The following is a 25761-nucleotide window of genomic DNA, read 5'->3' on the forward strand; positions in this document are numbered from 1 at the left end:
TCCTTTCTCTTTATGTTTACTTTTTGAAATTAAATTCCTTCTTTTTTGATGAATTCTGTACGAATCTCTTGTGGTAAAATGAGGTCTCTATGAACTGGGTATGGTCGTTCCAGTAGGTCAAGGAAGAGATGTTGACTTTCCGGTACACGTACATTTTCACTACACATATTGTAGTAGCGAAGGACATAACCTTCTTCATTTTCAGCTACCTTAAAGGCTGTTGGACAGATTTGCGGTATGCTGAGAACAGAATGGCTCAAAAGGCTACCAGTCGCAGCCACGCTTCCTTCCTGTCTAGCAAGCTGAAGGCTGGTAAATGGTGTCTGCAAGGCTTTAGCACGACGATAGGCTGAGAAGCGTTCTTGGGCTTGGTGGCATTCAAGCGCAAACTCGACTTCAAACTCACGCAAGCATTGTGCTTCTGGTGTTGGGAAGTAGCCCCAGTCACCTAGCTCACCTGACGCACGCAGAATGGTCACTGCAATAGTGTCGTCTCCAAGGATTTCGTATTCATTCAATCCCTTGTTGGATACAGTCACACCTTTTTCATCGTCATACAGACTAACAAAGGCTTGTTGGTGTTGAGGATTTTCAGGATTTTCCCATGAAGCTGCTGGTTTGTTTGGTCGTGTCACCACCTCATAGATGCTTTCAGAATCATTGCTTGGACGAGTATTATGAGTCTTGACCAAGAGACGGATACGGTGGTCTTTGGCAGTGTTGGTAAAGCGAGTCTTAAATCGGATTTGTGGATTATCAACAAAGACAGTCAACTCAGTTTCCAGAGGAATGCTTGTCAACTCTTCTGAACGTCCAGCTTCACGCTTCATAAACTCGATGATGCCTTTTTGCTCTTCTTCTAGCTTTTCATCTGCACTGACAGGCACGGTCAATTCATGTTTGAGCAAAATCTTAGCGTAGCGAGCTGTGTTTTCCAAGACCTCGTAGCCCTTAAGCTCTGCATAGATTGGCTCTGTTCCTTTTGGTTGGAAATAGATATACTCGTTTCCTATGTCACCACGGTCTTCGAAGCGGATAAAATCTTCATAGGCTTCATGAGTTGTCTTATCATAGACTTTAATGTTGTCATCCACACTCACCGTTACAAATGGCGTATCAATCATTCCGTTTTGGTAAATACCCTCACGGTGTTCTTGCTCTCCTTCCAGCAATTGGAAGGTTGTCCAAGAAAGTGGTGCTAGGTGAACTGGAATGGTCACGCGCACTTGGCGAGCGATACGAGCTTGGCGGAACTTGTCTTTTGGTAAATCATACTCAAAATTAGCCCCAAGGTCTTCGATTTTAGCCTCTACAGGACGACCATCCAAGTCCTCCACACGGTAACTTGGCAAGGTAAGAGCAACCATCTTCTTGTAGCCTTCTGTTGGGTGCAATTCCTTGAAATCACAAGTCGCAACATCAATTACTGTGCTGACAGTATCGACCTTATCATGCAAACCTGTGTTAATGACAGTAAAGATATAGTCACTTTGAGCCTTAGCTGTAGCGATTTTTCCCTTCCACTCGTTCAGAAGATTACTCTTAACAAAGTTTCCTACTTGGTTGACCTTGGCAAAACGAGTTTCCATCTCGCGGTGAACTTCGTCCACGCTACAGCCACAGATGCTATCATGCGGCGCGTTCTGCAAGAGTGTTTTCCAAGCATAGGTCAACTGATCCTTGTGGTTGTGCCCCCCAGTGATAATCGTCAAGGGTTCTACAACTTGCTCTAGGAGGTTGCTATTTTCTTGGAAGGCTTGTTTGAGATAAATACGAGATGAAGAAGTGTTGGCAAGTGTGTACCAGCCATCTGTTTCCTGACTGGTCAACTCACCTGTAACCGTTGATAGTTGCTCTGGTAGGGCACTTTCTACAGCTTGAACATATTCATCAAAAGAACTATGAACAAAGGTCATATCTGGGAAGAGTTCATTTGCCACACGAATGGCTTCGCTTAGATTTTTCTGAACAGGCTGATGGTCACAGCCATTCATCATCAACCATTGGTTGGTCGAAGCGTAGTTACGCACATCTAACAATTTTTGTTTCCAGAAGGTCAATGCCTCGTCTTTATCAACCGGGATTTCATTCCCGTTACTATACCAGTTGGCAAAGAGAATACCCAAAACACGACTACCATCCGCACCCTGCCAGTACATTTCGGAAAACTGAGAAGTAAACTGCTCATCTTCGAGGACTTGGTTATCAAATCCAATCGGTTTCACACCACGACCAAAAGCGGCCACATGAATGCCTGATTTTTGAAGAATTTGAGGCGCTTGTCCCATATTCCCAAAGGTATCTGGGAAGTAACCAATCTGAGTAGATTTGCCCCATTTTGCACATTCTGCTTGACCAATCAATGTATTGCGGACATTGGCTTCACTTGAAATCAAGTAATCATCTTGCAAGATGTAAAAAGGACCAATTTTCAATTTTCCTTCGTCAATGTAGCGCTGGACTTTGTCGCGATTTTCAGGGCGAATCTCCAAGTAGTCATCAAGGACAATGGTTTGACCATCCAAGTGGAAGCTCTTGAACTCAGGGTCATTTTCAAAGAGATCAAAGAGATTGTCAAACAATTCCACCAACTGCATACGATGGCTTTCAAAAGGCAAGTACCACTCACGGTCCCAGTGACTATGTGAGATAATATGTACGACAACATTTTCCATGAAGTAAAACCTCATTCTAAATTTAAATTTTTATTGTTAACGTTAAATGTAAATTTGTGATTCTTTCCAAGAATCAGTTGCGCTAAAGCGTGTTCCTTAGCGGATATCCAAGTAATCCAAGACCAATTCACAGAACATCATGTTAGCCCAAGAGAACCATTCACGAGAATAAAGAGTTGGGTCATCCACGTGGAAGCTTTCGTGCATAACACCTGTACCACCATCGCAAGCAACCAGCTGATCCAGCAAGAATTTTTTCTCTGCCTTATCTCTTGTTGTCAAACCTTGGATAGAAAGGGCGATTGGCCAGATATAGCGATAGAAGGTATGAGAACTTCCGAGACCGCTAGCGTATTCTCCTTGGTAGAAGTATGGATTTTCAGGACTCAGAATGGTACGACGAGTTGCTTGATACACTTCATCATCGACCGAACAGTAGCCCAGATAAGGTGCAGCCAACAAACTTGGTACGTTTGGATCATCCATGATGCTGGCATTTCCTAGACCATCCACTTCAAAGGCATAAATCTTTTCGCCCTTGCTGTTGCTTGTGTAGGCGTAGTTTTCAATTCCTTCTTGGATTTCAGACTGGAGGCGCTTGGCGTCTGTAGTAACACTCTGGCTATCAGCTAGGTCCAGTTCTGCAAAGATTTCTTGCACATAACCCAAGACTACCACAGCAAACATATTGGACGGAATCAAGTAACTATACTGGCAACAGTCATCACTCGGACGAAAAGCTGACCAGGTCATGCCTGTCACTGCAAAATTAGGGCCAAAGCCATCATTTACCAAGGTATCTTCCTTGCGGTCCGTATCGCGGACAAAACGATAAGGAGAGTTCTTATGGTCTTGTTCCACTGTCCACAGATGAAGAATTTCCTTAGTTGCTGCGACAAAAGTCTCATCAAACTGACTAGTCTCGCCAGTCTCTTTCCAGAGGAGATAAGCCAGCTGCAAAGGATAGCAAAGCGAGTCCACCTCATACTTGCGTTCCCAAATCCAGCCATTAAGGTCTGTATGGTCAGTCTCGTGGTGACCCTTCCAGTTTTCCTCAATGTTAAAGGAATTGGCATAAGGATCCTTTAGAATCAAGGTCATCTGACGTTTAACCAAACCTGCAATGGTCTGACGCAGGAGGGGATCTCTTTTAGCCACATGCAGGTAGGGTCTGAGTTGAGCTGTCGAATCTCGAAGCCACATAGCAGGAATATCCCCAGTCAAGACAAAAGTTGAACCGTCTTCTAAGATTTCAACCGTATTGTCCAAGGTATCGGTGTAGCAACGCTCGAAAACATCCACCCACTCTGGATGGTCCTTAGCCCGCTCTGCCACTTCATCTAGCCATTCTCTAACAATTTCTTTTGAATAAATCATCGTGCAGTATCCTCTTTCAAACAAGTTTCATTTTCAGTATATAGCTTTTGAGACAGAAAATACATACACAAATGATAGTCATTTTTCTACATAATAAAAGAATTATTATTTTAGGTTTCCTTAGGGCTTCCTGACCCTTATATCACGCGCTTTTGAACAAAAAACACTAACATTACTTTTTACTACTTGCTCCCCCAAAGTACGCAAAAAGGGGAGCAAAAAAGCCCCACAAAAGGGCTAAGATTTAACGAGTTCAGCAGGCAAGAAACTAGCACGGTCAAACGTGCTTTTTTTATTGCTGGTTGCTGATAGGTATATTATACCATGAAGCGCGTGGTTTATAAGATTATGACCTCACAAAAGCCCCCAGATTCGTTTCTGAGGGCTTGTAGTTTATCCATGGTGTTTTAGTTGTCCAGTACGAAACAAAGCAAAATAGGGGGCGAATATGAAGCCTCAGCCTACATTTACCTACTTATATGCTTCTAGCTCTCCGTTCTGGTGGATTCTCGCAAAGTTTAAGACGGCTATCTGTTTGTATCGGTGGTAGCTAGTGGAGCTAGTACCTGCCATCTCTACGCATTCACTCATTGTTTTCTTCCTCATGTAGCAATAATGGATAATAAAGTATTTTCTGGCTCGCTTGTTCTCTATCTTATTGATATCGTTGGCGAATATTTCCAACCCCTCACGGATTGCTTTTTCATGTTCACCACTCAAATTCCACTGATCAGGTAAGACAAGTTTCCAAGCCTCTTCATCGATACTAACTTGGTTTTCACTCCCTGCCATCCTCTGGAATCTCAGAAAGTATGTCATCCTCTCTCTGACGTTCATCATCGTTTTAAACTTATCCAGCTCCATTAGTTCGCTCCTTCATGATATAATATTATTGAGATTATAGCTGAGGCGGAGCGCCTTGGCTTTTTTTGCTATTTCTCTATGTTCGCTCTAGCTTCAAATTCTTTCCCGTGAGAAAAAATGTACAATGACGGTGTGAAGCTCATAGAAGCGCGTGGGGAGGGAGATAGCCCCCATATCTCCTTATGGTTTGATAAGCAATTAAGGGATGTTTTTATTTCTCTTATTTCCTTGTCATTCTGCAAGCAATTAAGGCAAGTTATTTCTTTGCTTATCTGCTTATCATTTGGTAAGCAACAAATCCAAAATAACAGACTTTTAAACTGCTCTTATCTCCTTATCATTTGGTAGGAAAATAAGGGGAGTTATTTTAGTTCTTATTTCCCTGTCATTTTGTAAGGAGAAAATTCAAATTAAGGAAGCTAATAAGTCTCCTTATCTCCTTACAGTTTTTTAGGGAGCAAAATCAAAATAAGCGATGTTATTTCCTGTCTTATTTCCTTACCGTTTGACAAGGAGAAAAATGAAAATAAGGAACTTTTAAATTCGTCTTAACCCCCTATCGTTTTGTAAGCAATTAAGAAGGGTTATTGTCGTCCTTATCTGCTTATCATTCTGCAAGGAGTAGATCCGAAATAAGAGGGCTAAAAACTTCGCTTATCTGCTTGTCGTTTCTCAGGGAGTTAAGGAGGGTTATTATTGCTCTTATCTGCTTGATAAATGATAGGGGGATATAGCCACTTTCTCGGCGTTCGCTCGGAGTTCAACACACATAACCCTGCCATTTGTCAGGCATATTTACTGCCACTACCTAACCAAAACCTAAGTATTTCCTGTTTCCTTTTCCTAAACGAATAATTTTTTATCAAAACACGCGCTCCATTTATCGCACCCTTTGTTGGAACGCTCTGCTTACTTAAATCCTTGATATATCTAGCTTTTTTAACATTCAAACCGTCTAATATGTAGTATTTGTTCGTTTTGTAAATTGCACACTACTACATATTGTCTCACAATCTAGAACCATTCAACCAAAATCTATCTCCTTTTTTAGTATACTTCAAAAACTTCCTATAGTGCTTATGATACCTGTCACGCTTCATATACTTTGGTCTTTCTGGGAAACTATCAAACATATATCCACCACGTCTAGGACTCCACCCTGGTTCTACCTTTCTGGCTTCTTTTAGTGCAAGCTCCCAGTAGTATTGGCAATCCGTTTTACTGCGGTTCAGAGTGCTCTTGTGGATATCTAGACAAGTACCGCAACTAAAATATAAATACCGTTTATAAAGCAACCTGCACCGTCTACCACAATCAGGGCAAAGAAAGAAATATCGATTACCTCCCTTAGTTCCTGCTATTCTGTCTAATTCAAATGACTCTCCACCAAAATCAATCATTAAATTATCCAAATCAATCTCTAAACGTTGACCGTCCAACTCGGCTATACCCTTAGATATTCCTCTCAGCTTCATTGGTTTAGTGATTGTTTCTATTGCTAACCGCTTCATTATTTCCCCCTATATGGAAAAACCCAAAACTATTGACTTGATAACAAAAAGGGGATTGCTCCCCTGTGTTCTACTTCAAATGCTCTGTATAACCAGCAAGGCCTTTATATTCGCCCTCTACGTCCAACTTTTGGAGTAGGCTAATACTTTTCATCGCCCAGCATTTCCAACGTACCAAAAGCGGTCATAGAGTCCATAGGGATAGGCTTATCAGAAAGCAAGCGATCAGCATAGTCTAATAGTTCCAGCTCGTAATCTGTGACCTTATTCAGTAAACTATCAAAGTCCTCTGACTCTTTGAGTTGAAGCACGCGCTCCCGTTTGTAACGTTCCTCAAATGCTTCAGCCTCTTCTGGTTGTTTGTGGTAGTCTTTAAAGCTATCACAAATACGCTTGAAAGTCTTGTTTAGCTTGTGATCTTCCACATACTCAGCGACAAGCGTTCCCTTATCCTTGTAGGTCAATGAGATTACAGGCTGGCAATATGTTCCAGTCATATATCCCAGTAGCGCGTGACCTGCTACTTGAGCGGTCGCCTGATCACAAAAATAGTAAGTGAAAGTGAATGTTTTTGCTTTATCTGAAAATGTTTTTAATGTCATGTTGTTTTTCCTCTTTCTGTTTTAAGGGTGTCACTAGTAGTTACACCATTGCAAGGGGGTCGGTACTATCTACCCCATTTTGTTATCTGTATAATACTAGCAAACCAGCAATCGCACCCATACCATCACTATCTCCTACGGTTGCGGTTGAATGTTTTACATCAATTACCTGCACGGTCGCCATAAAATCATTTACTTCCTGTTCAAAATTTTCTAGTGATTGTTGCCATTTGTAATAAAAAAATAGTTTAATTTTCATGTTTTTTACTCCTTTTGTACTTAATTGATTTTTCTGTCCCCTTTTTTATACGCTTCTTACAAATTTTATACACTTGTTTTTAAAAGTGTATAAAAAATAAAGTCAGTAATGCCAAGGGTTTTGCTATTGTTTTATACACTTTATACGCTTTATACATTAAAATAAAAACATATATAGGGATAATAGGGACCCCATTTTTAAAACATAATATAAGGAAATTTTTTTATTTCCGTGTTTTTCGTATAAAGTGTATAAAACCCTTGATATGACAACGTTTTTAAGTGTATAAAATTTTTGCCCTACTGTGTAAAGTGTATAAAATTCTTATTTTCTTTTCCTTCTCTTTTTGTACTCTGGCCAATGGTTGTAATACCCGCGTTCATTCTTTGGCTTTTTCTGCTTTTCGGGTGTTGCCCTACCATTAGCATAGGCTACGCTTGCAAACGGCGGTAGGTCTTCTTTAGGATAAAAACCTTTATGGATCTGTTGCCCTGCAGGGATAACCTTCTGGCCAACTGCGAAACCTTCAGGCAGGTTGCTTTTGATTTCTCGATGTAAGCCCATTTCTGACCTGTTTTCTTTAATACCATAGTATTCTAGGAAACCTTTCCAAACGTGATAGACAAAACTATTAGGAATAAACTCACTTGTCAATTCATCAGTAAAAAACTTAGAAACAAAATCAATAACGGGGTTCATGTCCTTATGGTGTTCTTCAAGTATTTCAATAGACTTCGTAGGGTTAATGTCAGCGATTGGTGTTTCAATAGCCAACTTAACCAGGTACTCCAGCACTTCTTTGCGATTAATGTAATCGTCTTTGATAGCCTTGTTAGGATTACCTTTGAATATTTTGGTAAAAGGTAAAATTCTAAATCGCCTATCAATAGCTGATTTATCCCCGTTCATTCTTGGTAAACCATTAGAAGATTGTACTACCGTCATATTAAGGCGTATGCTATAAGGGCGTTTCCCTTTGTCCTCTATGGTCATTATGTCGCCTGTTGCTAAGCTAAACATATCTGAAGTGTCTCTAATTACTGCGTCCTTTTGTACATCATCACCGATTACAAGCGACTTTCCCAATAATATAGACGTTGAAAATTGACTTTTTGTTAAACCAGTGATCTTCAAACTTGCCACATTTTCCATACCAACTAGGTTTATAAGTAACTGCTGAAAAGTTCCTTTTCCTGTTCCACCTTCACCGAAAAGCCAAAAGATTTTTTGCAAAGACTGCCCTGTGACGCTTGCTTTTATAATCTGGATAGCAAGGTTATAAAGCTCCTTGTCACCGTCAAACAACTCTAAAAGCCAAGCTGTCGGCTTCCAGCCGTTAATTATAGGCTCTTCTGCTCCAGGGCTATAACCTGTTTTTATCTTTCTTGTTGCTGTAATCTCTGGTGTCGTTTCTTCAAAAATGCCTGTCTTAGCATTGTATAGCTGTTTCCCAATTACAGTATAATTGCCTTGGATTTCCCTCATTTGGCTCTGTCTAGCTATTTTATAAAGCGTGTCAAATGCCTGTTTTTCCGTTGCGTTTGGATAAATGACAGAAATAAGATCTTGCAAAAATTCATTATCCTCTAACCAGATACCAAAATCAGGATTATAGAAATATAATGGGGCTTTTTGCCCTTGTGCCTCTGGCTTAATTCTAATAAATCGGACGTACTTTTTTAACATAATAGCAACTCCCAGCGGATTAGTTGGTAAGGCCTTACTGCTCTTTTCCTCGCCTTTCTGCTGGGCTAGTTCTTCATGCTGGGCCTCGGTCAACCTGCCTGCCTTTACATTTTCAAGGTGTTTGCTGTCTGCCATAACTTCTTCATAAGCTTGCTGATAAGCCTTGTCCTTGATTTCTTGACACTCTTTGATAAGCTGTCCCCTAACACCTTTGAAAGTCTTAAAGTGCTTATCTTCGCTTTCACGCGCCTCTAAGATTTCACTTTCTAGGTTTCCTAATTCTTCTAGTTCTATGGTTCTATCCTCTCTTTCTATATTCAGCCCGTGCTATACTGCTAAAACTGCGGTCTAGCTCCTCAATAGGCAATGGTTCAACTGTCACGCTATTAGCTATCTTTGTCAGCTCGTAGGCGGTCTCTAGGTCGCAATCAACCCACTTATTAAAGAGTAAACCTACAAAGCGTGTCAGTGCTACGTTGCGCCCTCCCTCATCTCCAAAGCCATTAAAAAGCGTGTCAATAATTCTCATAGTCATTGACCTCTGGCCACTTGCTCTAGGCTTGTAACGCTCAGTAGTTTCTTGCTTCGCTCTTGGTTCAACCTTGGGGACTGGATAATCAAGTCCATGCTCCACAATCTTTTGATAACTTGCTGGGTCGCCTGTTGTTACTGGTAGCCCTTGGAGTTGTGACCATGTTAAACTAGCCATGTCAAAGGGTAGCCCAATCTTGTCAGCAATCTCTTTCACTACCTGCTTATAGGTTGACTCGTTCATCACGTTGGCAGGCTTCACTACAAGGCGAAAACGGGGCTTTTCTAAGCTATGTTTAATAGTCGGGTATAAGATGTAAGAGTAGCCAAATAAAGCGCTAGAAACGGCCTTTATAAAGCCCTCAGACGTCCCCTGTATATCGTCATAATCAAGGAAAATCAAATCCCGATAAATTAGACTGGAGTTGTTTCGCTTGTAACTGCCATGCTTTTCTGGCGTCACTTTCCCACTGATACAGTAAGGCGCTTGTGTACGTTTAAATTCTTCAATGTTTGCCCCTTCAGGGACTACCAAAGGCTTAAAGCGTTCAATGTACTGGAACGGCTCAATTTTATCAAATGGATAGACAAGATTACTCTGAAAGCCTTTAGCCTCATAAATTGTCATACTATCGCCCCTTTTTGCGTTTCTTTTTTAACTTCTTCAGTAGCTTTTGTTCTTGGAACTGTTCCAAAGATCTGCCACGGTGCTTATACAATTTAATGTCATGATAATGGCCTCCGCCCTGTGCTGGGTGTGTGTTATATCTACCCATTTTCTACCCCCAGAAACTTCCAGATGTCAGTTATTTTATAGTAAACCTTTCTTGTATCTTCAAGCGGTGGATGGTATCGTCTTAGCCCTGCTTTTTCCCATTTTTGGAGTGTCATATATTTTATATCTAACTCGTCCATGACTTCCTGGGCTGATATTAAGCCTGTCAGTCGTGGTTTGAGTTTATCACGCGCTTCATGGTATCTTTCCACTACCTCCAGAATGCCATGCACTAGGTCTTGCTCACTTTCTCGGCTTAGGCTAAACATATCCGCCCACCTCCTTCAAGGTTTCTTTGTAGCTTTCTAGGTCGCTGTTCATCAACACCGCTAGGCGCTTTTCTTCTTCTCGTATCTGATTGTAAAAGGTTTTTGCACCGTCCAGTAGCTCCTCTTTGTTAGCTGGGATAAAATATCCTCTAAATGTCCCATGGCGAACCCCAACAATAGGAACGCTATGGCGCGTGATTAGACGACTGATAATATCTTGCACGGTTCTTTCTGCTAGTTTGGTGAGTAGGCTGATTTCTGCCCCTGTTATGGAGTTCTCAGCACCTACCTTGATTAGTCTTAATACTCGTTTGTCATTCTCTGATAGACTCATTCAGTTCCTCCTCTTCTTTGCTTTTATTCAAAAAGGTTATTTGTCCGCTCGTTACCCCTCGCAAAATATCTTTTTGAGTTTCTATGATTGTATCAAGGGTTTTCAAAATAGCTGTCTTAGTCTCTAAATCCAACGTTTGTTTTGTCAACAAGCCCATAGTTACAGCTAACTTTGTTGCATTGTCCATACACGTAGCTAGAAAAATATCTTTAGTAAAATAAGGTTCGTCTGGTATTTTTTCAATATCAGGGTATATCTTCACTGTGTAACTCATTTCATCCCTCCGTAAACTCTTACCCCTGCAAGCTGGATATATCGCCCATATTCAGGATTTAAATCCTCGCTAGGTGTTTCTATCGTCTGTTGGTTTTCTCGCTCAAATTGGGCGCTTTTTTTGCGGTCTCGATGGTTTAAATAAAGCAGTAAGCCAATCAATACCACCATGAAGATTACCGCCTGTGTATTGGTTAAATCTAACTCATTCATGTTATGCCCTCGCTTGGTAATTCTTGATATAGTCCACTTGTTCAGTTCGCTCCATCTTCAGGAAGTCGTCCACCTCTTCGGGTGTTACCTTTCTATCTAAAAAATCAGCGATAAACTGGAATAGGTTTGGATTTCTTGACTTAATTTCTGCCATTACTTCATCAAACTCTGCTTGTGTCATGTTGTCTAGGTCTAGTGTCATTTTAATAGCCCTCTTTCTTCTAAATCAGCAACTACTAAACGACGTAAGTACATCCAGGTTGAAGTAGTTGTATGATTGATCCCATTACTTAGATTGTTTTCTTTTATTGCTTGATCTAAGAAATTGAATAGCAACCAGTCAGGAGCTTCACCATGCCTTTCTGTACAGTCGTCGTCATATTTTTTTAATTCCCCAAGCAGGTTCTCAACATTCCTATTAAAAAACTCCTCATGACTTGCCTCTTGCTTTTTATAAGTTTCCGATAGTTTATAAAATTGAATCCATAACTGACTAATTGCTGATCTACAATCTTCAGCAATCTCGGTTGCTCCGTGGTGTTTCTTTGATAAATGCCACTCTGATAAAATATCTAGCTTTTCTTCTACAAGTCCTAACTCTGTTTCAAAATCTTTAAAGTATGTATCCATATTTTTTTACCTCTGTTTCTATGTTGTGTAATTGCCCTAAGGGCTTTTTAATGCCTTTTACTATCCAGGATATCCTCACACTCTCCTCGACCAAAATTTGAGTGTGGGGATTTTTAATGGTTGTTTCTTATACAGTTTTTCTTGCCTACAGCCTCATGCTCTCGGTCGCCAAATTTCTGAGCGCGGGCTTTTTGAGTTGTTTCTTATAGACGATATCCTCACGCTCAGACTCGCCAAATTGAAAGCGTGAGAAAGTACCAGTTTAAAGAGTTGGCGCTCTCCGTATGGTCAAATTGCCCTAAATATGCTATAATCTAGGTATAAATCTTTACTAAAACCTCTTTGATAATAGCTTGCCTGCTTTGTTAAATTCGTTTTAGTGTTAGTGTGAAAGGCTCTGCGGTGTGGTTATTGCTAAGCCTTTTTTGTTGCAATCACGCGCTTCTTTGGCGTGTTTTTTTATTTCTGAATGCCATAGCCTTGATTTCCTGATAACTCATATTCAAGCCAATCATAGCTATTACCATGTCCTCAAATGCCTGGTACTGCTCCAGCTCGTCACTGGTCAAGCTATCGATGCCATTATAGCCCCCACGTTCTTCCCTTAACTGCTTAGCGTTCCTGTCGGTTACTGCCTTCAGTAGCAGGTTGTTCATGGTGCTATGCGCGTGCTTGGGTTTTGCCTCCCAGTTCTCAATACTGTCATGCAAGGTTTTTCTTTTTGGCTTTTCTAGCGCCCTCTGCATACGGAACTTAGAAAGTTCATCACGCATTTCAAAGAATGCTTTGACTAGGTTGGTTTTGAAGTTGGCCACTTGCTCGGTGTTCTTTAAGAATGTAACTAACAAGGTCGCTTGTTGCTCATTCAAAATATAGTCCTTGGTATTCTGGCCACTCTCCATAGCTTGGATTTTAAATCCAACCTTTCCGAACTGTTCAAACCTTGCTTGATGTCTGCGGATCGTCTTGGTTATTGTGTGATGTTGCAATCCCGTGCATTCTGCCACAATACTGCTCAGTGTATACGGCTCTTTCTTACCGTCCATGTAGACTAATTCCATTGGTTCGCTCCTTTCTAGCTATAAAATAGTTCATCTATGGTTATATCTGATCTGATTTCTGCAACCATTGACTTAATCGCTAGACGTTCTTTGTCATTGAATGGCGTTTTACCTAATTCTTTGTTGTTGTACGACTGCAAAGAAATTTTTAGCTTATCCGCCATTTGTTGCTGAGTTAGTCCAAGCATAACTCGATAGCCTCGTAGTTTGCTCATAGGTTTCCCCCTTTCTAAAAAATCCCCCTCCATGAATAGATTGAAAGTGTGAAAGGTTGGAGGGTTTCACACATTTTTTCTGTGCTTTAATTGTATGATACACAATATTTTTTCTGTTATCAACTGTTTTTTTAATTTTTGCACAAAAAAAATGTACTTTTTCTAAGATATAGTATATAATCATCTGTGAAAGGTGTGATAAAACATGAATAGATTGAAAGAATTGAGACAAGAAAAAAAGCTATCTCAAAAAGAGTTAGCTGAAAATATTGGGGTTCATTATCGGACTCTTCAAAATTGGGAAAACGGAGAAAGCCAAATTAAACCAGAAAAGGCCCAGCAACTAGCTGACTTCTTCGGGGTAAGCGTTGGGTATCTGTTGGGGTATGAAGAAGCAAAAACTCTTGAAAACATTTTAAAAGATGCAGAAGAATACTTAGAAATGACTGAAGATGACCTTTTATCAGATAATTATAGTTCAAGAATAAAGATAGCCTTAAGCGAAATGTCTGATATTCCTGTACTAAAAAACGAAATCATATATAATTTAGACTTTTTGTCATACGATAATTTAAAAGCTATTTGTCAAATTGTCAATGAATTACCTAAAAAGGAAAAATACGACCTATAGCATACCCACGCGCCACAATGTTAAACAATCCTGAAGCGCGTGGAATTTACTTAGAAAATAAAAAATAGTTGATTTAACAACGTTTTTAGCCTACTTGGAATTTACTTGGAAAATAAAAATTATGGAAAATAGAGATTCAGAAAAATTATTAAAGTTATTAACTAAAAATGAAGATGAAATTATTGAATATAAAGTAAATAATAATGATCATGAACGTATAGGTAAATATATATCAGCTTTGGCCAATTCATCAGCAATTTTAAATCGACAATTTTCGTACCTAATTTGGGGGATTGACGACGATTCAAAAGAGATTTTTGGCACGAAGTTCTACCCAAAAACTGAAAAACATGGTGGAGAACCATTTATTACTTGGCTAGAAAGAATGCTCGACCCTCGTATTACAATTCGGTTTGAAGAATATGATATTGATCAAAATCATGTTGTCGTTCTAGTTATCCATATGAATGCTGGTAGACCTGTTGCTTTTAAAGGGGATCGATATATCAGAAGCGGTTCATCTTTGAAAAATTTAAAGGATTATCCTGAAAAAGAAAGAGAGTTATGGAAATCCTTTGAGGCACGATCATTTGAAAAAGAATATGCAAAAACTGCATGTACATTTGATGAAATCAAAGAATTACTTGATGTTAATTCTTATTTGAAAATGTTAGGCCATTTTGTCGGTTCAACTGACGAAGAAATTATTACCCATATGATAAACGATGGTATTGTAGAACCTTCTGGGAAAAGTTTTAATTTGACCAATATGGGGGCATTTACTTTCGCAAAAAATCTTAAAAACTTTGAAAATCTATCATCGCATGCTTTAAGAGTAATCAGATATGATGGTAATAATAAACTCAGTGCAGTAGCCGATAATACAGCTAGTAAAGGAGTTGCTGTTGGTTTTGATGGTTTGCTAAAATTTATCAATAGTCATTTACCTAGAAAACCTGAGACATTAAAAGAAAACGGACAAATAACCTCTGATACGGATTATCCCCCTCTTGTTATACGTGAGATTGTTGCAAATCAAATAGTGCATCAGGATTTTTCTGTAAAAGGGAGCTCACCAATAATTGAAATCTTTGATAATAGAGTAGTATTTACCAATCCTGGTTCCCCTCTTAATCGTCCAGAACGATTGCTTGACATGCCTCCATACTCTCGAAATGAAGATTTAGCTAATCTATTTCGAAAGATGCATCTAGTAGAATCGCGTGGTAGCGGTATAGACAAGATTATACTGACCCTTGAATTAAATCACTTACCTGCTCCCGATATCACTGCAAAAGATAATTATACTGTCGTTACTTTACATCAACGACGAACAATCCAAGAAATGGGTAACAGAGAAAAAATAAATGCTATTTATTATCATTCCGCCATACTTTACATCGAAGATGATTATATGACAAATAGCACACTTAGAGAAAGATTTGGATTGACAAATAAACAATCATCCGTTGCCTCTAAACTCATTTCTCTTGCATTAGAAAATAATAAAATAAAAATCTATGATGAAAATGCTGGTAAAAAGAATATGCAATATATCCCTTACTGGGGCATTGGTTACAATGAATAATCTTAGCCAAGCTCCCGAAAACCAATTAAAATAGGTGAAATCTGTGAAGCCCTAGCATGATATAAAACCTTTTTGATAATGGCTTGCCTGCTGATGTATTTTAGAAAGGTTTAAATCATGAAAATAACTGAAGTTATAAAAAAAGACGGTAGTAAAGTCTATCGTGCTAATGTATATCTAGGAGTTGACCAGGTAACAGGAAAGAAAGTAAAAACCAAAGTAACAGGTCGGACACAAAAGGAAGTTAAGCAGAAAGCCAATCAAGAAAAAATAGCTTTTCAAAAAGCAGGATCTACCAGACAAAAGGCTATTACCATAAGAAACTATCAAGAATTGGCAACTCTCTGGTGGGAAAGCTATAAGAATACAGTTAAGCCAAACACTCAAGGAAACGTTAGAGCGCTAATAGATAATCACATATTGCCTACTTTCGGGGAGTATAAGCTCGATAAGCTCACTACTCCACTTATTCAGTCAATTATCAATAAACTTGCTGATAAGGCTAATAGAGGGGAAGAGGGCGCTTTTCTACACTATGATATGATACACGCTTTAAACAAACGTATCTTACAGTATGGCGTAACCATGCAAGCAATACCGTCCAATCCTGCGCGTGATGTGGTTTTACCTCGTAACACTCAGAAAGCAAAGCGACAAAAGCTAAAGCACTTTGATAATCAAGAGTTAAAAAAGTTTCTTGTTTATCTTGATAATTTAGATAGTTGTAAATATCGTTATTACTATGATGTAACGCTCTATAAGTTCCTACTGGCAACTGGTTGCCGTATCAATGAGGCTCTAGCCCTTTCTTGGTCTGATATAGATTTAGATAATGCTATCGTGCATGTCACCAAGACACTAAATCAGTATTTAGAAATCAATAGCCCAAAATCTAAGTCTAGTTATCGGGATATAGATATAGATCAAGAGACTGTTAGCATGCTGAAGCAGTACAAACTACGCCAAACTAAAGAGGCTTGGAAGATAGGGCAACGTGAAAGTGTAGTATTTTCTGACTTCATTCATGAATATACTAGCATTGTAAAACTTAAAAAAAGATTACTAACACATTTTAAACGCGCTGATGTTCCGAATATAGGTTTTCATGGTTTCCGTCATACTCACGCTAGTTTACTGCTTAACTCTGGAATACCTTACAAGGAACTCCAGCACCGTCTAGGTCACTCTCAAATCAGCATGACCATGGACACATATAGCCACCTCTCAAAAGAGAACGCAAAAAAAGCAGTATCATTCTACGAAACTGCACTAAAAGCACTATAGGGGGAGCAAAAAGGGGAGCAAATTCAAAAATTAACAATTCAAGACAAAGCAAAAAGCCAATAGCAACAAGGTTTTTGTTAGATTTATTTTGAAACAGGTTCATTTTTCTACAAAATTGCTTTCTTTTGAACCCCATATCTAAAGTCCCTATTTTTCTGATATAATGTAGAAAAACAGCTAAAGGAAAGACTATGAAACCACTACTTGAAACCATCGATACCCGATTTGGAACTGCCAGCAAGCATGCCTTTTCTCGGGGAAATACCCTTCCATACACAGGCGTGCCTTTTGGGATGAATTACTTTGTCCCCCAGACCAGCGACCAGGAGGGATCTTGGTTTTTCGACCCACATCTGCCTATATTTCAAGGGATTCGATTAACCCACCAGCCCAGCCCTTGGATTGGCGACTACTCTTGGCTCCTTCTGACACCTATCACAGGCCAACTAGGTGGAGACAGCCTCTTTCACCGCCAATCTTCCTATGACATAGATAAGGCCTCTTTCCAACCTCATTATCTGAAAATTTTCTCCCTGCGCTATCAGATTGAAAGCCAGCTCACACCGACTCGCTACGGTGCTTCTATTCGTTTGGAACAAAAGCAAGGCAAAGCCCTCTCCCTCTATCTTCACGCGGCAGATGAACTGACAATAGAGCAAGTAGATAAGAGAAATCTTGCCCTGCGACAAGAAGGAAAAACTGAGACCAACAAAAATCCACTGATACTGTTCACTACCCTGCAAATGAATACGGATATTATTGCTATCAGCCAAGAAGGCGAAGACTGGCGAATCGACCTGGCAGATAGTCATGCTGAAATTCAGCTAGCGACTTCTTTCATCTCTCCTTCTCAAGCACTGCTTAATCTACCTCAAGAAGATTTTGATAGCTGTAAATCGAATGCACAAGCGGACTGGGAAAATCTCCTCCATCGTTTTGATGTTATAAAGACAGGAGAGGCTGACCGGACCTTCTTTGATCACTGTCTCTACAGACTCTTCCTCTTTCCTCAGACTTTTTATGAGGTTGATGAATCAGGACAAGCCATCCACATAGATTTGGCTACTGGAACTGTCAAGCCTGGTGTCCTCTTCAGCAACAATGGTTTCTGGGATACCTTCCGCACCACCTTCCCCCTCTTTGCTCTTATCATACCAGAACACTATCACCGCTTTTTAGAAGGATTTCTCAATAACTACCGCGATACTGGTTTCCTTCCAAAATGGCTGGCTCCAGATGAACGTGGCATGATGCCAGGTACCCTGCTAGATGGCATTATCGCAGATAGCGCCTGCAAGGACATGGCCCCCGACCTAGAAGAAGAACTCCTCCAAGCCATGCTTGAAACAGCCTGCAAGTCCGACCCTCTCGGCATCAATGCTCGTCACGGATTAGCCCAATACCAAGAACTAGGCTACCTCTCTACCGACCACCACGAAAGCGTCAGCCACACCCTAGACTATGCCTATAGTGACTTTTGTATCTCTAGCTGTGCTGAAAAACTAGGGAAAATAGAAATCGCTGAAACCTACAAGGCCGCATCACAAAATTACCGCCATCTATTTGACGCTGAGACAGGTTACATGCGAGCGCGTGATAGTCAAGGCAACTTCCGGCCTGACTTCTCTCCTTATAGTTGGGGACGCGACTATGCCGAATGCTCTGCCATCCAAGCAACTTTAGGCGTCCTACACGACATCCCAGACTTAATCCAGCTTATGGGTGGAAAAGAAGCCTTTAGCAACTATCTTTTGAAGACTTGTCAGGAGGCCCCCCTCTTTGAGACGACAGGCTATGGTTACGAGATTCACGAAATGAGCGAGATGGCTACTGCTCCTTTTGGACAAATAGCCATTTCCAACCAGCCGAGTTTCCACATTCCTTATCTCTTCCATTACAGCAACTACCCTGACTACACTGCCCTTCTCATCAAGACTCTCCGTCAGAAGGCCTTTCACCCAAGTTGGGAAGCCTATCCTGGCGATGAAGACAATGGCAGTCTCTCAGCCTGGTACATCTGGTCAGCTCTCGGTTTTTATCCGACCTGTCCAGGAAAACCAAGCTATGACCTCGGAATCCCTCTCTTTGACCACCTCCGAGTTTATCTGGCCAAAGAAGATAAATGGTTGGATATCCATACTAAACAAAACCACAGCCATTTTAACTTTGTAAAAGAATGTAGACTAGATAATACCTCTATAACTAGTATTCAACACCAAGACCTCTTAAAAGCTGAGCAACTAACCTTCACCCTCAGCTGGTTACCAAGTCACTAGCTAGTAGACAAAAGAACCTTTGTATCGTGCAAAGGCTCTTTTATTTTATGAAACTTGTACTTGAAGTTGATCAACCAGTTGTCCATCAACAGTCAGATTCAGATAGAAATCCAAGGTCTTGTCAGCAGCAAAGTGCAGAGTTGGTAGACACAAATCTTTTTTGCTTTCCCCTGCTTGGAATTGAAGGACTTGAATCTCATCCTGATAGGCGATACCATGGACACCTGTCCCCGGTTGAATCGAAATCTTAGCCTCCAAAGGAGTATTACTTTCGCTACGTTCAATCCTAAAATGAAGAGTCTCTCCTTTTGCCACAGATAGGCTTTTTTCTGCAAATGCTAGTCCCTGAACAACTTCTTTTTGTGATAAGCTAGGAGTTTTATAGAGTGAAATCTTGGTCAATACAGGTAAATCCTGTGACTCTGTAATCATCACGCGCACCTTCTGTGCCTCTACTAGCGGACCTCGCAGGAGACGCTTATGACCAACTGTAAAGCCTGTACCAAATTCTTGCCAGACGCCATCCACCTCTACTTGCACATGAAAAGCAGCGATTCGTTGCCCTAGCTTCAAATCTTCTCTTAACTCAATGACATCAAAAGTTTTAGGAAATCCTAAGTCGAGTTCTAACTGGATGGGCAAGTCTGCATCGCTTGCCCAAGAGCTGCTTTCAAGGCCATCTGTCAGATGGTGACAAGCAAAGTCTGCGGAAAGAGCTGGACCATATACCTTGGCTCCCAGAGCCAAATCTTCTTTATAGAGTTCATTGCGATAGGTCGCAAATTCATAGAGGCGTTTGATATCCTTCTCATCAAAGAGACCATCTTGATTCGGCGGAATATTAAGTAGGAGCGGGGTTCCTCTCCCCACTGAGTGAAAATAGATTTCGACCAACTCCTCAAGAGACTTAGGATCCTGCTCTTCATGGTAAAACCAGCCCGGCCGAATAGAGACATCTGCCTCACCGATTGAAAAAATAGTGCCTGAAGAATCTCCATGCTGAAGATAATCCAGCGCTGCTTCTGTTCCTAGCTTGTCAGGATTCACCTTTTGCCATAGGGGATCACCTGCATACCCTCGTTCATTGCCAATCCAGCGGATACTAGTGCCTTCTGTTGAAAAAATCAAGCAATCTCCCTGCAGGTCACGAATGGTTTCAAACCATTTTTCAAATTCATAATTGACCTTTTGAGCACCCTCTCCTCTGGCACCATCCATCCAGACCTCAGCAAATTTCCCTCCATTTCCATAGGCAGGATTTGATAAAATCTCCTTCAGCTGAGCCAGATAATAGGCATTATAGTCTGCTTCTTGATCCACATGATAGAGTGGACTATGGGCATCCCACGGCGATAGGTAGACCCCCATATCCATATCAAACTCTGTAGCAGCTTGGGATACTTCAAGAAGCAAGTCCCCCTCTCCATTCCTCCAAGGACTGGCCTTGACCGAATAATCCGTATAAGCCGTCGGATAGAGGACAAAGCCGTCGTGGTGCTTGACCACCAAAATCAACTTTTTAAAGCCCATTTCCTTGAGCACGCGAACCCACTCACGCGCATCTAACCTTGTCGGGTTAAAGCGTTCAGAATCCTCCTGACCTGTCCCCCATTCCTGATCATAAAAGGTATTGGGACCAAAATGAATAAAGGCTGCTAGTTCATCCTCTAAATACGCTAGCTGGGCCTGACTAGGCAAGGGGCCATGCGGTTTTATTTCTCTTACCATACTACTTCCTATCTACATTTTTCTTTACTTTTTTGGCATGTACTTGCAATTCTGTTAACGCTAGTAGATTTACCAAGTTTTCAAATCGAAGACGAAGGGCATAGGTTTCCACCTTGTCAAATTCAAAACGAAGCTCTTCAGACTTGTCGCTTGAAACTTTTCGGATAGCTGATACAGGGCGCCAATTCTCCTCTTGCTTGAGCAGGGAATCCTTATCCAAATGATTTGGAGTCCGAGGTAAGCTAGGCTCATTCCCTATGTAATAATCAATAAAGGTCGGATCAACAGCCACATATTCTTGATTCTCAACATAATACAAGGTCACGTTATCCACAAATCGCGGTTTTAAAATCCCTGCATCTCCAAAAAGAATGCCCACGCTGGCTTGTTCTGACTTGGTAATCCAAGTATTGGCTGTCGATTTTTTCCGAACAATGACCTTGTCATTGAGGTAAGAGGCTGGGTGATTTGGCTCTGAGTGAGAAGCAAAGACCAGAGGCAGATTAGACCCTGTCCACTGATTGGAAATAACTTCCCCATCTACACTGATATCTGTCACATGAATGGTGACTGTGGCTGGCAACTCACAGCCCGCTACTTGTCCTGTGAGCACACTTTCTCCTACCTGAGCATAGATTTGAGAATCAAGTTCAGTCCAAATCACCTTGGTCTTATCTCGTCTGCCATCTGATAAGACTAACTTGACTCGGTCTGGTAAGTGTGGGGCTTCCTTGACAAGCGTCCAAACCTTTTCAGGCTCAATAGCGCAAATCCCTTGGACACAAACCTGAGCAGAAGCCTTTAAATCCAACCCCTCTAGCTGACCAGATACCGTAAATGTATGAAAGCTTGCTATATCTTCTTCGGATATTGCCTCCCAAACAACCTTGACTCGTTTTGCACTACCGGACTCATAGTCCACCAAAACTGAAGATGGCAGCTGTGGATAAGTTCCCTTAGCTGTATACAAGCGAAGTGGTCGTACAGAAACTGCCTTCCCTAGTGAGGTATTTTCTGCGACCTGCAAGTGAGTTTGATAGGTCTTACCTTGATACATGGCTCGGATAGCCAAGTCCCCTGCAGACAAGCAGTGAAGCACTCCCTGATTGATAATGGCGTGGGCACCACCACTCGTCTCCCAAATCACTTCACTATTCCCCACCTTGTTCACAGAGTTATCCACAGTTTGTGGATAAAGTCCAATAGCTGGGGAATCTCCTTCTTGTAATCCAGCCTGCTTGTCCACTCGAATCTCAAATAAGCGCTGATTTTTCACTGGCTGGCAACCAAAAGCCTCTCCCACTAAGAGATCAAAACTTGCTGGTTCTAGCCCTCTAGCACTAGCTTGTACTCTGACACTAGACCTGCCTGCTCCAAGCTCTGAACTAAGAGGACACCTCTGCCATGAAAGGCTTTCCTCTGAAACCGACCATTTTTCTGAGCCTTGTAACGTTCACGACTGGCCTGCCTTCCATTATCCACACCCACAATGTGAGCAGGGCCTTCAATTTTAAAATGAAGCTGATTGGAAGCGCTCGGCACCCAGTTTCCTGATTTATCCAATACATCAAAATAGAGATAGAGGAGGTCTTGCCCATCTGGCTCCAGTTTTGTTTTCTCGGCATGTAACCCGATTTTGGCTGGCTTACCTGCAGTCACCACCCTATCTTCTGCCACAAGCTGACCTTGACAGTCATAGGCCACAGCACGCAATTCTCCCGGTTGATAAGCCAAACACCATTCGAGATAGAGTTGGTCAGAACTTTGTCCCTCTTGGTATTTTCTACCGCCTGAAGTCCATTTTTCCTGAAAGGTCTTCCTACCTTGGGATTTTCCATTGAGAAATAGCTCTACAGAACGGGCATTTGAATACACTCTAACAGGGATATCCCCATACTTATCCACAACTTGTTGATAACTCTTGTGGATTTCCCAATTCCAGTGGGGCAGGATATGAACCATGGGATGCTGATCTAGGTCCACCCACTGACTTTGATAGAGATAATAGTCATTTTTAGGAATCCCTGCTGTGTCCACAATCCCAAAATAGGAACTCTTTACAGGCGTGTCATTTTGATTGTGCCAAGGAGTCGGCTCACCGATATAGTCCACTCCTGTCCAGATAAATTGACCTGCATAGTCTAGCCGATTTCTATCTGCTATCCAAGAAGCCGTCGCTGTCTTCCCCCAAGGAACTCGATCATTGCCATAGTCTGACTGTTCAAAATTCCGCACGCGACGATTATCCCCAACCCATTCCTTATCTGGGCGAAAATAGCTATCACGCGTCCGTGTAGCCGATGAGGTTTCAGATCCGTAAAGTCGCCACTTGGGATGTCTTTTACGAATCGCGTCAATATTATCTTCCGAGTAATTTAAGCCCACCACATCCAGCAAATCAGCAATCTTTTCATGACCTCCAGAACCATCTCCAAAGCGGAACTGATCCATTCCAATGGTCACAAAACGACTATCATCAACCTCCTTGACCCTTTCTAGCAAGCGTTTGATCGTCTTCAATGAATGAGCATCGCCATTTGCTTCGCTGACTTCATTTCCCAAGGACCACATAAAAATCGCTGGATTGTTCTTACCACGCTCAATCATAGTACGCAAATCATAATCTGACCAGAAATCGCCTGCTTTCGCTTCTGGATGAGTCGCTTCTTCCTCAAAAAAGCGACCATAATCATATTCTTTCTTGCCTCCATACCAGGTATCAAAGGCTTCTTCTTGAATAAGTAGCCCCATTTTAGCAGCCACATCCAGCAGAATACCACTGGCTGGATTATGGGTGATTCGGATTGCATTGACACCCATTTCCTTCATCTGGCGCAATCGTCTCTCAGCAGCTGACCTGTTTTCCACAGCTCCCAGCGCTCCGTAGTCATGGTGCAGACAAACCCCATGAATCTTCAACCAGCGACCATTTAGAAAGAAACCCTTATCCGCTTGCCAATCCATATAGCGGTAACCAAAGCTCTCCTCTCCTTCATCAACCAAAATGCCATTTTTGTAGATGCGAGTCTTCAACTGATAGAGATGAGGATGGTCAATATCCCAAAGCAAGGGTTGAAAAATTGATATGGCTTGTTTGAAATGATGTTTTTCCCCAGACTCAATCACTACAGAGTCTGTCGCCTGCCAGTCTGACAGTTGCTGCCCTTCATACCAGATACTCTGTTCCAAATATACTGACACAGACTGAGGACCATCATTTGAAACCTTACTTGTAAGCTGAGTTTCCACCCATCCATCTCTTTGCTCCTTGAGCTTGGGACTTTTTATCTTACTCCCATACAAATCCAGATGTACCGAATCCGTAATCAACAATTTCACTTCTCGGTAAATACCGCTACCAGAGTACCAACGACTGCTAGGTTGCTGATTTTCCACAAAAACCGCAAGCTGGTTGGCCGTCCCATCATTTCTTAGATAAGGCGTAATATCATAAGAAAAGGGTGTGTAGCCATTGGGATAATAACCCAGCACTTGTCCGTTGATATAGATTTGGGTATTCATGTAAACTCCATCAAAGAGCAAACGCACCGATACAAGACTGACATCTTCTTCCAAGTAAAACTGCGTCCGGTACCAGGCCTGACCCCCATTTAACTGACCACCCTCATTTTGCGCTGGCGAATACTGGTCAAAATCATTGTAAATACTCCAGTCGTGTGGCACTTGAATCGCCTGCCAATTTTCCCTCTGAAAATCCGATGCCAAGGCCTCTTCTTTCCCCACCTCCTGGCTAAAAAACCAGTAATTTCGTAAAACTTCTTCTCTTCTCATGCAAGCATTCCTCGTTAAACAAGTCTATTGACTTGACTATAGCACAAAACAAAAGCGCCTTCAAGACTTCCTCCATCATTCCCTAAATACTCAGAAAAGATTCTATAATTTGTGGAGGAGGATTTAGTCCTCAAAGCTACAAGGGTAATACAAAAAGAGCCTGACTCCAGGCTCTTTAGTCTATTATTTCTTCTCAGCGCGAAGGGCTGACAAGATTTGTGTGCGGATATCATCCACACCATTTGGCGTATTTGGTAAAAAGATGGTTTGATTTCCTTTAGAGGCAAAGGTATTCAAGGTATCCAAATACTGGTTGGTCAAGAGGATAGACATGATTTGTTCTTCTGTCATACCAACATTGGCTTCCTTAAGTTCTGTGATAGACTCTGCCAATCCATCCACAATCGCCTTACGTTGTTGGGCAATCCCCACACCATGGAGGCGGTCTTTTTCTGCTTCAGCTTCAGCTGCAGTGACGATTTTAATCTTGTCAGCTTCCGCCAATTCTTGCGCTGCGACCCGTTTGCGTTGCGCCGCATTGATTTCATTCATGGATTGCTTGACTTCTGCATCTGGTTCGACCTTAGTAATCAAGGTTTTCACAATAATATAACCGTAAGTAGTCATTTCTTCTGCTACTTGGTGTTGAACTTCAAGGGCAATCTCATCTTTTTTCTCAAACAATTCATCCAAGGTTAATTTGGGAACAGAAGAGCGAAGGGCATCTTCGATATAAGATTTAATTTGAGATTCAGGACGCATGAGTTTATAGTAGGCATCTGTCACGCTCTGCTCATTGACACGATACTGGGTCGCCACATTCATCATAACGAACACATTGTCCTTGGTCTTAGTCTCAACCACAATATCGCTTTGCAACAAGCGCAACTGAATCCGCGCTGCAATCGAGTCAATCCCAAAAGGTAAGCGAATATGAATACCGCTATTGGCAACCTTTTGGTATTTCCCAAAGCGTTCAATAATCGCCACCGACTGCTGACGAACCACATAAACTGTACTCAGTGTGACTATCACTAATAGGAGCACACAAACCACCACAAAAATCATCAAAAATGTTGCCATTATCGTGACCTCCATCATTATTTTTCCTGTATTATAGCACATTTAAAGAAGGCTGTGCAGTTTTTACTGCGATTTTTCCTGAAATGTCAATAATTAGAGGTGAA

General features: G+C 41.4%; 22 protein-coding genes and 2 pseudogenes. 4 read left to right on the forward strand and 20 right to left on the reverse strand.

Translation table 11 applies throughout. The features are described 5' to 3' along the window. Positions 1–29: 29 nt before the first annotated feature. From SMI_RS10080 to SMI_RS10150, 17 genes and pseudogenes are all read right to left on the reverse strand, one after another. Entirely contained in the window at positions 30–2675 is a 2646-nt protein-coding gene (locus tag SMI_RS10080; RefSeq protein WP_000432731.1) for an alpha-mannosidase, read from the reverse strand. A 96-nt stretch (positions 2676–2771) separates the two neighbouring features. Next, positions 2772–4052 (reverse strand): glycoside hydrolase family 125 protein, encoded by a 1281-nt coding sequence (locus SMI_RS10085; protein ID WP_000640534.1) that lies wholly within the window; start codon positions 4050–4052, stop codon positions 2772–2774. A gap of 471 nt (positions 4053–4523) precedes the next feature. Next, positions 4524–4916, reverse strand: a complete 393-nt coding sequence (locus tag SMI_RS10090; protein ID WP_000417880.1) for a transcriptional regulator — start codon at positions 4914–4916, stop codon at positions 4524–4526. 1007 nt (positions 4917–5923) lie between these two features. Continuing rightward, a complete protein-coding gene (locus SMI_RS10095; RefSeq protein WP_000824783.1) occupies positions 5924–6427 on the reverse strand; it encodes a hypothetical protein in 504 nt (167 codons plus the stop codon). Between the two features lie 70 nt (positions 6428–6497). Continuing rightward, positions 6498–7029, reverse strand: a pseudogene (locus SMI_RS10100) (hypothetical protein). A gap of 82 nt (positions 7030–7111) precedes the next feature. Beyond that, complete coding sequence (locus SMI_RS10595; RefSeq protein ID WP_000694570.1) at positions 7112–7288, reverse strand: hypothetical protein; 177 nt, start codon at positions 7286–7288, stop codon at positions 7112–7114. A 324-nt stretch (positions 7289–7612) separates the two neighbouring features. Next, on the reverse strand, positions 7613–9109 hold the full coding sequence (locus SMI_RS10105; RefSeq protein WP_000785436.1) for a phage/plasmid primase, P4 family: 1497 nt from the start codon (positions 9107–9109) through the stop codon (positions 7613–7615). Positions 9110–9272: 163 nt separating this feature from the next. Next, positions 9273–10133 carry a primase alpha helix C-terminal domain-containing protein gene (locus SMI_RS10110; RefSeq protein ID WP_000158193.1) on the reverse strand — a complete coding sequence of 287 codons (861 nt, stop codon included), beginning with the start codon at positions 10131–10133 and terminating at the stop codon, positions 9273–9275. A gap of 1 nt (position 10134) precedes the next feature. Further along, positions 10135–10281: a hypothetical protein gene (locus tag SMI_RS10600; RefSeq protein WP_165442198.1), complete on the reverse strand. Its 147-nt coding sequence runs from the start codon at positions 10279–10281 to the stop codon at positions 10135–10137. Beyond that, positions 10274–10549, reverse strand: a complete 276-nt coding sequence (locus SMI_RS10115) for a hypothetical protein (protein ID WP_000492147.1) — start codon at positions 10547–10549, stop codon at positions 10274–10276. The genes SMI_RS10600 and SMI_RS10115 overlap by 8 nt, the downstream gene beginning before the upstream one ends. Then, positions 10542–10883 (reverse strand): hypothetical protein, encoded by a 342-nt coding sequence (locus SMI_RS10120; protein ID WP_000058836.1) that lies wholly within the window; start codon positions 10881–10883, stop codon positions 10542–10544. Before SMI_RS10120 ends, SMI_RS10115 begins: the two co-directional genes overlap by 8 nt. Next, positions 10864–11157 (reverse strand): hypothetical protein, encoded by a 294-nt coding sequence (locus tag SMI_RS10125; RefSeq protein WP_000122741.1) that lies wholly within the window; start codon positions 11155–11157, stop codon positions 10864–10866. The genes SMI_RS10120 and SMI_RS10125 overlap by 20 nt, the downstream gene beginning before the upstream one ends. Continuing rightward, a complete protein-coding gene (locus SMI_RS10130) occupies positions 11154–11369 on the reverse strand; it encodes a hypothetical protein (protein WP_001003769.1) in 216 nt (71 codons plus the stop codon). The genes SMI_RS10125 and SMI_RS10130 overlap by 4 nt, the downstream gene beginning before the upstream one ends. A 1-nt stretch (position 11370) precedes the next feature. After that, on the reverse strand, positions 11371–11571 hold the full coding sequence (locus SMI_RS10135; protein ID WP_000171240.1) for a hypothetical protein: 201 nt from the start codon (positions 11569–11571) through the stop codon (positions 11371–11373). Further along, complete coding sequence (locus SMI_RS10140) at positions 11568–11999, reverse strand: hypothetical protein (protein WP_000382047.1); 432 nt, start codon at positions 11997–11999, stop codon at positions 11568–11570. The genes SMI_RS10135 and SMI_RS10140 overlap by 4 nt, the downstream gene beginning before the upstream one ends. Before the next feature lie 434 nt (positions 12000–12433). Beyond that, positions 12434–13060 carry a Rha family transcriptional regulator gene (locus tag SMI_RS10145; protein ID WP_000424672.1) on the reverse strand — a complete coding sequence of 209 codons (627 nt, stop codon included), beginning with the start codon at positions 13058–13060 and terminating at the stop codon, positions 12434–12436. 14 nt (positions 13061–13074) lie between these two features. Beyond that, on the reverse strand, positions 13075–13275 hold the full coding sequence (locus tag SMI_RS10150) for a helix-turn-helix transcriptional regulator (protein WP_000040968.1): 201 nt from the start codon (positions 13273–13275) through the stop codon (positions 13075–13077). Positions 13276–13480: 205 nt separating this feature from the next. Here SMI_RS10150 and SMI_RS10155 point away from each other — a divergent pair, with 205 nt between their 5' ends. From SMI_RS10155 to SMI_RS10170, 4 genes are all read left to right on the forward strand, one after another. Next, positions 13481–13906, forward strand: a complete 426-nt coding sequence (locus tag SMI_RS10155; protein ID WP_001080846.1) for a helix-turn-helix domain-containing protein — start codon at positions 13481–13483, stop codon at positions 13904–13906. A gap of 121 nt (positions 13907–14027) precedes the next feature. Next, positions 14028–15494: an ATP-binding protein gene (locus SMI_RS10160; protein ID WP_000431494.1), complete on the forward strand. Its 1467-nt coding sequence runs from the start codon at positions 14028–14030 to the stop codon at positions 15492–15494. A 117-nt stretch (positions 15495–15611) separates the two neighbouring features. After that, positions 15612–16778, forward strand: coding sequence for a site-specific integrase (locus SMI_RS10165; RefSeq protein WP_000704662.1), 1167 nt, complete (start codon positions 15612–15614; stop codon positions 16776–16778). 191 nt (positions 16779–16969) lie between these two features. After that, positions 16970–19054 (forward strand): GH92 family glycosyl hydrolase, encoded by a 2085-nt coding sequence (locus tag SMI_RS10170; protein ID WP_000803428.1) that lies wholly within the window; start codon positions 16970–16972, stop codon positions 19052–19054. Between the two features lie 45 nt (positions 19055–19099). Here the strand turns inward: SMI_RS10170 and SMI_RS10175 are convergent, their stop codons facing one another. From SMI_RS10175 to SMI_RS10190, 3 genes and pseudogenes are all read right to left on the reverse strand, one after another. Beyond that, positions 19100–20782 carry an alpha-L-fucosidase gene (locus tag SMI_RS10175; RefSeq protein ID WP_000251209.1) on the reverse strand — a complete coding sequence of 561 codons (1683 nt, stop codon included), beginning with the start codon at positions 20780–20782 and terminating at the stop codon, positions 19100–19102. Position 20783: 1 nt separating this feature from the next. Then, positions 20784–24574, reverse strand: a pseudogene (locus SMI_RS11065) (sugar-binding domain-containing protein). Between the two features lie 183 nt (positions 24575–24757). Continuing rightward, complete coding sequence (locus SMI_RS10190) at positions 24758–25642, reverse strand: SPFH domain-containing protein (RefSeq protein WP_004235732.1); 885 nt, start codon at positions 25640–25642, stop codon at positions 24758–24760. Between the last annotated feature and the right edge of the window lie 119 nt (positions 25643–25761).

It is taken from the genome of Streptococcus mitis B6, assembly GCF_000027165.1.
Classification (GTDB): Bacteria; Bacillota; Bacilli; order Lactobacillales; family Streptococcaceae; genus Streptococcus; species Streptococcus mitis_AR.